The organism is Sphingomonas cynarae, from assembly GCF_039537815.1.
GTDB lineage: Bacteria > Pseudomonadota > Alphaproteobacteria > Sphingomonadales > Sphingomonadaceae > Sphingomonas > Sphingomonas cynarae.
The window spans coordinates 114,059-124,190 of sequence record NZ_BAABBF010000006.1 but is presented as its reverse complement, the minus strand read 5'-3'; the positions used below and the strand labels follow the sequence as shown (position 1 = coordinate 124,190).

Below are 10,132 nucleotides of genomic sequence, written 5' to 3'. Positions count from 1 at the left end.
TGGCCGGCCGATGGAGCCGCCGTCCGCGACATTGCCCGACCATGTCGATGTCCTGATCGTCGGAGCGGGGATATCGGGGATAAGCGCCGCCTATCACCTGCAGACCCGCTGCCCCGGTTCGTCTTACCTGATCCTGGAGGCGCGGGACGCGATCGGCGGTACCTGGGATCTGTTCCGCTACCCGGGCGTCCGGTCGGATTCGGATATGCACACGCTCGGCTTCTCGTTCCAGCCATGGACCGGTGAGAAGTCGATCGCCGATGGCGCGTCGATCCGCGACTACGTCCAGAAAACGGCACATGACCATGGCATTGATCGTCACATTCGATTCGGCGTGACGGTGACGGCCGCGTCGTGGTGCGGCGATACGGCCCGTTGGCGGATCGAGGGGGAGGGGCCGGACGGCCCCTTCATGCTGACCGCCTCATTCGTCGATCTATGCGCGGGCTATTATGACTATGACGGCGGACATGCACCGGCATTGGCAGGGGCAGAGGTATTTGCCGGTCGGATCGTGCATCCGCAGCACTGGCCAGCCGATCTCGATTACCGGGGACGGCGCGTGGTGGTGATCGGCAGCGGCGCCACGGCGGTCACGTTGGTGCCGGCTTTGGCCGGAGAAGCCGGGCATGTAACGATGCTGCAACGTTCGCCGAGCTACGTCGTGGCGATACCGGCGGTTGACGTGATCGCCACGCGGTTGCGACGCTGGTTGCCGACCCGATCGGCCTATGCCCTGATCCGGGCGAAGAACATCCTGCTCGGGCTGGCGACCTTCCTACTGGCGCGGCGCTTTCCCACGCGGGTCGCCCGCCATATCGTGGCGGCGGCGCAGAAGGCGATCGGGCCGGCACATGATGCGGGTATTCATTTCACACCGCGTTACCGGCCATGGGATCAGCGGCTGTGCCTGACCCCGGACGGCGACCTGTTCGCCGCGCTGCGGGAGGGACGCGCCTCCATCGTAACGGACAGCATCGACCGCTTGGTACCGGAAGGCGTGCGGCTGGTATCGGGAGCTACCATACCGGCGGACGTGATCGTGACCGCGACGGGATTGCGCGTGAAGATGGCAGGCGGGATCGCCTTCAGTGTCGATGGGAGTCCGATCGGCTTTGCCGGTCGTCTGCTCTATCGTGGCATGATGTTCGAAGGCGTGCCGAACCTGATCCATACGTTCGGTTATACCAACGCGTCGTGGACGCTGAAGGCAGATCTGACCGCCGTCTATCTGTGCCGGTTGCTGCGGCGGATGCAGCGGACGGGAGTGCGATCGGTCGTACCGGTAAACGGAGACGAATCACTGGCGATTCAGCCGTTCGTATCGTTCAGTTCAGGCTATATCACCCGGGCAGCCGATAATCTGCCGGTACAGGGCGCGCGTGGCCCATGGCGGCTTTGCCAGAACTATCTGCTCGATAAGATGACGTTACGGCATGGCACCCTCCGCAATAATGCGCGGAATGGGTTGCGATTCATGCGATAATGGTCGAAACGAAATCATCTCGACATAAAAGTGATTCGTCACGCGTAAATTGATTAACAAGTCCGAAGGGGCGCTTCCGTGCAAGGGCAAGACGCCCCCTCGAGCCATGTCTTATATTACCAAGGACGGATATGTTCGTTGTAGATCAGCGACAGAATCAACTTCAGCATGGTATTCTCCCTCGTTGGCACCCGGGGTGGGATGCGCCTTCACTCTAATTCGACTTTAACCATAGCTCAATATGGTTAACGAAAGTTATATGCCCTGAACGTGGCTTTTAACCATTTATTCAACCGCCGCGCCTAGCCATCGGCCATGGATCGCGTCGGACCTATCAATCGCGGGCAGTTGCCACAGGAAGGAAGCTCGTCGTTGGTCGCTTCGCCGGCCGCCGGGCACGGGACACGTGGCATGGAGCCGAACTGCGTCTGCATCATTGCCCAGATCGCCAATTTCGCGGTTCTGCGGCGCCATCTCGGTATGGCGGTGGCTGGCAGGCTGGCGGAGGATGTCGCCGGGGTCGTCGCAAAACTGATCCCCGAGTCGACGGTGGTCGCCACGGCGCGCGACCGTATAGACGTGACGGCGACAGCGTTCGATCGGGCGGTATTGTCCGCCTGGCTGGCGACGATCGACAACGCGTTCGAAACCGCCTTCGTGGTCGATGACGAACCCTATGCGATCGATCTGGTGATCGGAGCCGGGATCGTCGACATTGGCCAGCATGATGCCATCCGGCTGATCGACGAGGCTGAACAGGCGGTCGAGGATGCCCGCATCGCCCGCGCGCCCGTGATACGCGGCGTCGGTGACATCGACACGGCGATACCGGACCGCGAGGCGCTGGCCCGGGACCTTCGGCTTGCGATCGGCAAGGGCGAATTATTCCTTCATTACCAGCCCAAGGTGCATTTGCGACGTAACCGGGTCGAAAGCGTCGAGGCGTTGATTCGCTGGCGGCATCCGGTGCGCGGTCTGATCATGCCGGGTGAATTCATCGGCATTGCCGAGGAATCGCGCGATATCATCGACCTGACGGTATGGACGATCCAGCAGGTGATTCGCGACCAGCGCGCACTGGCGCGCGAGGGCCATGACGTCACCGCATTCATCAACATCTCAGGCAGCCTGTTGTCGGACGCCCGTTTCGTGCGCCGCGCCTGTGCACTGGTGAAGAGCAGCGGCGCGCGGATCGGTTTCGAGATCACCGAGACGGCGGTGATCCGCGAGCCGGAGATCGCAATCGCGCATCTGCACGAATTCGCGGCGATCGGTATCGATATCGCGATCGACGATTATGGCGCGGGGCTTTCGTCGCTGGCCTATCTGAAAAAGCTGCCGGCCCGCGAATTGAAGATCGACAAGCTGTTCGTGACGCAATTGACCAGTTCCAATCGCGATCCCCTGATCGTTCGGTCGACGATCGATCTTGCCCACGCGCTGGAGATGGAGGTCGTCGCCGAAGGGGTCGAGACGCCGGCGGCGCTGGCACTGCTGACGGTGATGGGGTGCGATATCGCGCAGGGATATTTCATCAGCCGTCCGATCGATTTGTCGGCGCTGCTTGATTTCCTGGGCAGCAACGCCATTGCCGATCTGGACCCCAAGCGGGCGATGCTGCCCGACCTCGCTCGGGCTTTCGGGCGGGCCTGATCCGATGAAACGGATCGGCTGGTCGATGCTGCTGACGATCGCCTGTTCGACCGCGGCCGTCGCAGCCGATCCGAACGCGACCCGGTTTGACCGCCAGATCGCTGCTGCACGGGAGTCGATGCTCACGAGTCCGCCCAGCGCCAGTAAGGCGGCCACGGAAGCGGCCGTGACCGCCCGCCGGATCGATGATCCGCAAGAACGACGTATTGCTATTGCGACGACCGATTGGTTGCGGGCCGAAGCGAATTCGCGACTTGGCGATTTCAACAAGGCCAAGCGCTACATCGATGCGGCTGCCGCCATCATCTTACCCGCTGAGTCTCAACTTGCCGGTGATATCCTGTTGACCCGGGGGGGCGTTCATGGGGCGCGGTTCGATGTCGCGGCATCGTTGCTCGATTATCAGGCGGCGTTCCAGATATTCCGCAAGATCGGCAATGCCCGCAGTCAGGCGATCGCGCTGATGTTGATCGCATCGCTTTACACCGATGGCCGCGACAATCTCTCCGCCCTGCGCTATCTCGAACAGGCGACGGAAATATATCATGGCGATCCCAGTCTGCTGATATCGCTTCATAACGGGCGTGGTGGAGTCTTGCAGGATCTTGGCCGGCATGACGAGGCTGAAGGTCAGTTTCGGCTGGCGATGCATTATGTCGCGCAGGTCAAGAGTCAGGCGCTGGAAGCCACCGTCCTCCGCAACATCGCGCGCAACCGGCTGAAGGCGGGGCAGGTCGATGCCGCCGAGCGCGCCGTGCGGCGCAGCCTGTTGTTGACCGTGCAGGATCGGGATGCCGGTGCGCGATCGCAATTGCTGGCGGTGGCGGCGCAGGCGGCCGTGCAGCGCGGCAACACGACGCAGGCGGCCGACCTGATCGAACGCAGTTTCGCCGGCGTCGATCCCACGACGACCGGCGTCGTCTGGCGTGAAGCGCATGCCACCGCCTATGCCGTCTTTTCGAAGCTGGGGCGCGACGATCTGGCACTGGCGCATCTCGTGGCATTGAAGCGGCTCGACGACGAGGCGACGAAGCTGGCGATCACCACCAGCACCGCGCTGATGGCGGCGCGGTTCGATTATGCCAATCAGGAACTGCGTATCGCCAATCTGAAGGCGGATGAACTGCGCCGGTCGGTCGCGTTCGAACAGGCACGGGCACGGATCGAGCGCACGATCTTCCTGGGGGTCGGCGGCGCGACCGCGATCGTCATCGCGCTGCTGGCGGCCAGCCTGTTCGCGATCCGGCGCAGCCGCAACGAGGCGCGTTCCGCGAACGACGATCTGGGCCGATCCAACGATGCATTGGGCAAGGCGCTGGCGGCGAAGACCGAGTTCCTGGCGACGACGAGCCATGAAATCCGGACGCCGCTGAACGGCATCCTGGGGATGACGCAGGTGATGCTGGCCGATGACGCGCTGCATGGGCCGACCCGCGAGCGGGTGTCGGTGGTGCATGGCGCCGGGCTGACGATGCGCGCGCTGGTCGACGATATCCTCGATGTCGCCAAGATGGAGACGGGCAACCTGTCGGTCGAACAGGCTCCGTTCGACCTGCGCGACACGATCCGGGAGGCGTCGCGGATGTGGGAGGCGCAGGCGGCGGCCAAGGGGCTGACGTTCGCCGTCGATCTCGACGCTTGCCCGACGCGGATTCTGGGCGATGCCGCGCGGGTGCGGCAGGTGGTGTTCAACCTGCTGGCCAATGGGCTGAAATTCACCGCGACCGGCGGCATCTCACTGGCGGCGCGTGCAGCCGCGAACGGGGAAATGGTGGCGATCACCGTGAGCGATACCGGCATCGGTATCGCGGTGGACAAGCAGGGGACGATCTTCGAATCGTTCCGGCAGGCGGATGCCGGTACCACACGGCAATATGGCGGCACCGGACTGGGGCTGTCGATCTGTCGCAATCTGGCGCGGGCGATGGGTGGCGAGGTGACCGTGGCGAGTCGTCCCGGCGAGGGCGCGACCTTCACCGTCACCCTGCCGCTGGTGGCGGTGGCTCCCGAGCCGATCCGGGCAGCCGATCCGGCGGTGAGCGACGCGGCGGGCGGCGCGCTGATGGTGGTCGATCGCAATCCGATCACCCGCAGCATGTGGAAATCGCTGCTGGGGCCGCATACCGATCACCTGATCTTCGTCTCGACCGCAACCGATGCGGTGGCGGCTCTGGACGATCGCCGGATCGATCATATCCTGATCGACGATGCGACGATCGTGGCAGACCCGCTGTCCGATGCCGCGCTGGACAATCTGGCCGGGGCGGCAAGGGCGGCGGGGGTCGTCACGGTGTTGCTGTGGCCGGCCGATCGCAGCGCGCCGGATGTACCGGTGACGCGGATCGTGCATAAACCGGTGACGGGACCGGTATTGATCGCCGCGCTGTTCGCGAAGGGACACGACGAACCGTCCGATCGCACGCTTGTATCCGGGACGGCATGAAGGGTAGGTGTCTTGCCATGAAATGCCGGTTTCCGCAGCGTCCGTTACCACCGGCACCCCGGTGGTGAACGTCCTCTTCATCGAGGACGATGCCATGAACCGCCGGGTCGTGCGCGACATGTTGCGTGTCGCCGGTGCCAGCATGGACGAGGCCGAGAATGCCGAGCAGGGACTGGCCCGGATCGATACGGGCGATTACCACATCGTGCTGATCGACCTGCGGATGCCCGGCATGGACGGCATCACCGCAATCGGCCACATTCGCGCCCGATCCGACACACGGGCGACGGTGCCGATCATCGTCGTTACCGCCGATACCGCGATCGACCTGCGCCAGCGTTGTCTGGCGGCCGGCGCGGATGACGTGATCTTCAAACCGGTGGCGATGGACGACCTGTTCGATTCGATGGGCCGGGTGCTGGCGCGCGGCGCCGCGGACGGCGCCTCGATCACCTGACCTCAGCGGGGCGGTCGCAGCGCCTGCGCCAGCGACGACGTGCCGCTGCCGCGCCGTGCGGGCTGTGGCTGCGAGGCATCGGGCGACCAGGCGGTCAGGAAGATCAGGTCGATCCGCTCGCGCACCCGCCCGTCCCGCCCCGCTGCCGCGGCGAACGCCTGCGCCGCGGCGGCCAGTGCGGCGCGGGACAGCGGATGACGATCGGTCAGCACGTTGGTGCCGGCCATGCCGCGCAGGTCGGCAAGCAGGCGGCCGAGATCGGGATAGCCGATGTCGAGCGTCTCGATATCGGCGACGGGCAGTGCGAAGCCGGCGCGGACCAGCAGGTCCCCCGCCGATCGCACGTCGACCTGCGGATGCAGCCGGGCGACCGGCCGGTCGCGCTCCGCCCGCTGGAAGGCCTGACGCAGCACGGGAAACGATCCGCCACCCACGAACGCCGCTAGGAACAGCCCGTCGGGTCGCAGGACGCGCCGGGCAAGGGTAAGCGCACCGGGCAGGTCGCCGACGGTGTCGAGTACCCCGGCACTGACGACGCAGTCGAAGCTGGCATCGGCGAAGGGCAGGCGATCCTCGTCCCCCTGCACGCCGCGATGCGCCCGGGCGAAGCGGAAGCCGGGATCGAATCGGGCGACACGGGCGCCGGGTGGCGGCACGAATGCGGCATCGTAACTGCCCAGATCGAGGAAGTCGGTGAAGTCGCGCGTCACCGCATCCAGCCGTTCGGCGATCCCGTCCAGCATCGCGGCGCGCAGGAAATCGTGATCGGCATAAAGCGGCATGGCGCGATCGCGCCGCTGGCGACGGGCGGCACGGTCGAAGATGGAGGGAGTGTCCATGACGGCGCTTGTGCCCCGCCGGCCGCGCGGCGACAAGCGATGGATGCGGGGGATCGTCCGGACCGGCTGGCGCCTGATCGCCGATTACGCGTTGCCGCCGCGCTGCCCGGCCTGCGGGATACCGGTGGCCGAGGATCATCGCTTTTGTGTGGATTGCTGGTCGAGCCTGCGGTTCCTGGGCCCGCCATGGTGCGCGCATTGCCACCTGCCGTTCGGGTTCGATCGGGGAGGGGGGGCGGTGTGCGCGTCGTGCGCGGCCACCCCGCCGCGTCACGCCGGGGTGCTGGCCGCGGTGGCGTATGGGGATGTCGCGGGGGCATTGGCGGTGCGGCTGAAGCATGGTGGGCGGATCGCGCTGGCGGGGACGATGGCGCGGGCGATGCTGCGGCTGGTGCCGGGCGATGCCGATGTGCTGGTGCCGGTGCCGCTGCATCGCGGCCGGCTGTGGCGGCGCGGGTTCAACCAGGCGGGGCTGATCGCGGAGGCGGTGGGCAGGCTGGCGGGGTTGCCGCGCGAGCATCTGGCTCTTCGCCGCGACCGGGCGACGCCGCTGCTGCGCGGGCTGGGCCGGCGGGCGCGGGCGCGGGCGGTGGCGGGCGTCTTCCGGATCGATCCGGCGCGGCGTGACCGGGTGCGGGGCAGGGCGGTGCTGCTGGTCGACGACGTCTACACCACCGGCGCGACCACCGCGGCGTGTACCCGGGCGCTGCGGGCGGCGGGAGCGCGGTCGGTGACGATCCTGTGCTGGGCGCGCGTCCTTCCCGACGATTGATCCCCGCCACGATCGATCAGCCCGATTGACAAGCCGGTCGTGCGTCCACACTTCCGGGTCATGGCAAAAGTCGAAATCTATACCAAGGCGTTCTGCCCCTATTGCTCGCGGGCGATGCGGCTGCTCGACAGCAAGGGCGTCAGCCCCGACGAGTTCGACATCACAATGGGCGGACCGAAGCGCGCCGAGATGATCGAGCGGGCGAACGGCCGCACCACCGTGCCGCAGGTGTTCATCGATGGCCGGCACATCGGCGGGTCGGACGATCTGGCCGCGCTGGAACAGGCCGGCAAGCTCGACGCGCTGCTGGCGGCGTGAAGGCGGGCGTCCTGCAGATGACGGCCGGGATCGATCCGGCCGCCAATGCAGCGACGATCGCCGCCGCCATCGCCGGGACGCAGGAACAGGGCGGGGCGATGCTGTTCACCCCCGAAATGTCCGGATTGATCGACCGCGACCGCACGCGGGCGGCGGCGACGATCGTCGGGGAAAATGCCGATCGCGTGCTGGCGGCGACGCGGGAGGCGGCCGCCCGCCATGGCATTTGGGTTCACCTCGGCTCACTGGCGGTGAAGCGCGAGGACGGGCGATACGCCAACCGCGCCTTCGTGATCGATGCCAGTGGCGATATCCGGGCGCGGTACGACAAGCTGCACCTGTTCGATGTCGACTTGCCGAGCGGCGAGAGCTGGCGCGAATCAGCGAGTTATGCCGCGGGCGAGGCGGCCGTCATCGTCGATACCCCGGTGGGGCGGGTCGGCCTGTCGATCTGTTACGACCTGCGGTTTCCCGATCTGTACCGGTCGTTGAGCGACGCTGGGGCAACAGTACTGGCGGTGCCGGCGGCCTTCACCCGGCCGACCGGCGCGGCGCATTGGCATGTGCTGTTGCGGGCCCGCGCGATCGAGGCGGGCGCGTTCGTGGTCGCGGCGGCGCAGACGGGTACGCATGAGGACGGACGGGCCACCTATGGCCATTCGCTGGCGGTCGATCCCTGGGGCGCGGTGATGCTCGATATGGGGGAGGCGCCGGGGCTGGCGGTAGTCGATCTCGACCCGGCCCGGCCGGATGAGGTGCGCGCGCGCATCCCGGCGTTGCGGCATCGCCGGCCCATTCCCCCGGTGACGTTGCCGTGATTCCGGGGGTGCCGGATACATGATCGTGTTCGACCTGCGGTGCGACGGTGGCCATGTGTTCGAGGCGTGGTTCGGTTCCAGCGACGCCTATGCACGGCAGCGCGAGGATGGATTGCTGTCATGCCCGGTCTGCGGGTCCGCCGCGGTGGACAAGGCGGTGATGGCACCGGCGGTGGCCGCGAAAGGCAATCGGGCGACGTCGCCGGATCCAGCCCGGATGAAGCAGGCGATCGGTCAACTGGCGGCGGCGCAGGCGAAATTGCTCGCGTCGTCGCAATGGGTGGGAGCCGGTTTCGCAACCCGGGCGCGGGCGATGCACGACGGGGACGAGCCGCCCCGGACGATTCACGGACAGGCGACACTGGCCGAGACGAAGGCGCTGGTCGAGGATGGCGTGGCGGTGGTGCCGTTGCCGCTGCCGGTCGTGCCGCCCGACCGGGTGAATTGACGGACTGGATCGCCGCGGCACGCTGGTTTAAGGAGCGTCGGCGTGGTCCCGTAGCTCAGCCGGACAGAGCGCCACTTTCCTAAAGTGGGCGTCGGGGGTTCGAGTCCCTCCGGGACCACCAAATTTCCTGTATTCTGCGATAGTTAGGGCCGAGAGGCCTGGCCTGACCGATCCCGTCGTGGCGGGGTTGGCGAGGCAATCCGGGGCGTCGCGGACTGGGCTCTGGATTGCTTCGCTGCGCTCGCAATGACGGATGGGGGGTGACGTCATCGTGACTTGGAGCCGGATGACATCAGGTTGAACCGGATGTTCGTCGTTGCGACCGGAGCGAAGCAATCCAGGGCATCCTGGTCCGGCGCTGGATTGCTTCGCTACGCTCGCAATGACGGATCAATCTGATGTCATCTGACTCTAGCCGGCAAATTGGCGAAATCTGCGTCAGGGCGATCGCATGTCGGGGGTCGCGACGATGGCGTTCACGGACGAGGCGGGTCGGTCAGCTGGAAAGTCACACCGGAAAGTCACGAAAGTCCCATCCTACAGGGGTGCCGGTGGGGCGTGGACGGCGGATAGGAAACGGCGATCCGGGCATATGGCGGGATCATAGACCGAACGGCCATGTGTAGGACAGGCGGTAGCCGCGTTTCCAGTCCGCCGGGTCGGGGGGGATCGTGTGGACCGGATCGTTCCGGTGGATGCGAGACCGGCGGGTCTGTCCGACAATGGCCGAAGCCCGGATGGAGGGCTGGCGGCCGATCGCGGCGGCCGGTCCGATCCGGTGAAAGCCCCGGATGGGGAAGGGAAAGTCCCGACGCGTCTCGCGTCGCCCTCGCGCGGTCGGCAGGCCGGTATCGGTAGATCGGGACCGGCAAACCGGGGCCAGCAAACCGGGGGTGCC

The 10,132-nt window shown here is 66.3% G+C and carries 9 protein-coding genes and 1 tRNA gene; 9 read left to right on the top strand and 1 reads right to left on the bottom strand.

The annotated features are described in order from the left end of the window. Positions 1-10 precede the first annotated feature (10 nt). The 4 genes from ABD719_RS13590 to ABD719_RS13575 all read left to right on the top strand — a co-directional run bounded on the left by ABD719_RS13590 (position 11) and on the right by ABD719_RS13575 (position 6,039). On the top strand, positions 11-1,486 hold the full coding sequence (locus ABD719_RS13590; protein WP_344693924.1) for a flavin-containing monooxygenase: 1,476 nt from the start codon (positions 11-13) through the stop codon (positions 1,484-1,486). A gap of 411 nt (positions 1,487-1,897) precedes the next feature. Beyond that, on the top strand, positions 1,898-3,139 hold the full coding sequence (locus tag ABD719_RS13585) for an EAL domain-containing protein (protein WP_344693923.1): 1,242 nt from the start codon (positions 1,898-1,900) through the stop codon (positions 3,137-3,139). A gap of 4 nt (positions 3,140-3,143) precedes the next feature. Further along, complete coding sequence (locus tag ABD719_RS13580) at positions 3,144-5,582, top strand: ATP-binding protein (protein WP_344693922.1); 2,439 nt, start codon at positions 3,144-3,146, stop codon at positions 5,580-5,582. A gap of 64 nt (positions 5,583-5,646) precedes the next feature. Further along, complete coding sequence (locus tag ABD719_RS13575; protein ID WP_344694033.1) at positions 5,647-6,039, top strand: response regulator; 393 nt, start codon at positions 5,647-5,649, stop codon at positions 6,037-6,039. A 2-nt stretch (positions 6,040-6,041) separates the two neighbouring features. Here ABD719_RS13575 and ABD719_RS13570 read toward each other — a convergent pair whose 3' ends face one another. Then, complete coding sequence (locus ABD719_RS13570; RefSeq protein ID WP_344693921.1) at positions 6,042-6,878, bottom strand: methyltransferase domain-containing protein; 837 nt, start codon at positions 6,876-6,878, stop codon at positions 6,042-6,044. A gap of 43 nt (positions 6,879-6,921) precedes the next feature. Between ABD719_RS13570 and ABD719_RS13565 the strand changes: the two genes are divergently transcribed. The 5 genes from ABD719_RS13565 (at position 6,922) to ABD719_RS13545 (ending at position 9,355) form a co-directional block, all read left to right on the top strand. Continuing rightward, on the top strand, positions 6,922-7,650 hold the full coding sequence (locus ABD719_RS13565; protein ID WP_344694032.1) for a ComF family protein: 729 nt from the start codon (positions 6,922-6,924) through the stop codon (positions 7,648-7,650). Positions 7,651-7,710: 60 nt separating this feature from the next. Continuing rightward, positions 7,711-7,968, top strand: a complete 258-nt coding sequence (gene grxC / locus ABD719_RS13560; protein WP_192124626.1) for a glutaredoxin 3 — start codon at positions 7,711-7,713, stop codon at positions 7,966-7,968. Then, positions 7,965-8,786, top strand: a complete 822-nt coding sequence (locus tag ABD719_RS13555) for a carbon-nitrogen hydrolase family protein (RefSeq protein ID WP_344693919.1) — start codon at positions 7,965-7,967, stop codon at positions 8,784-8,786. The genes grxC and ABD719_RS13555 overlap by 4 nt, the downstream gene beginning before the upstream one ends. A 19-nt stretch (positions 8,787-8,805) precedes the next feature. Next, entirely contained in the window at positions 8,806-9,234 is a 429-nt protein-coding gene (locus tag ABD719_RS13550) for a DUF1178 family protein (RefSeq protein ID WP_344693918.1), read from the top strand. A gap of 44 nt (positions 9,235-9,278) precedes the next feature. Continuing rightward, positions 9,279-9,355 (top strand) — tRNA-Arg (locus ABD719_RS13545). The last annotated feature ends 777 nt before the right edge of the window (positions 9,356-10,132 follow it).

Coding starts and splice junctions, on each gene's coding strand:
- ABD719_RS13580 (WP_344693922.1), top strand. CDS start 3,144: ATGAAACGGATCGGCTGGTCGATGCTGCTGACGATCGCCTGTTCGACC.
- ABD719_RS13550 (WP_344693918.1), top strand. CDS start 8,806: ATGATCGTGTTCGACCTGCGGTGCGACGGTGGCCATGTGTTCGAGGCG.
- ABD719_RS13570 (WP_344693921.1), bottom strand. CDS start 6,878: ATGGACACTCCCTCCATCTTCGACCGTGCCGCCCGTCGCCAGCGGCGC.
- ABD719_RS13565 (WP_344694032.1), top strand. CDS start 6,922: ATGCGGGGGATCGTCCGGACCGGCTGGCGCCTGATCGCCGATTACGCG.
- grxC (WP_192124626.1), top strand. CDS start 7,711: ATGGCAAAAGTCGAAATCTATACCAAGGCGTTCTGCCCCTATTGCTCG.
- ABD719_RS13585 (WP_344693923.1), top strand. CDS start 1,898: ATGGAGCCGAACTGCGTCTGCATCATTGCCCAGATCGCCAATTTCGCG.
- ABD719_RS13590 (WP_344693924.1), top strand. CDS start 11: ATGGAGCCGCCGTCCGCGACATTGCCCGACCATGTCGATGTCCTGATC.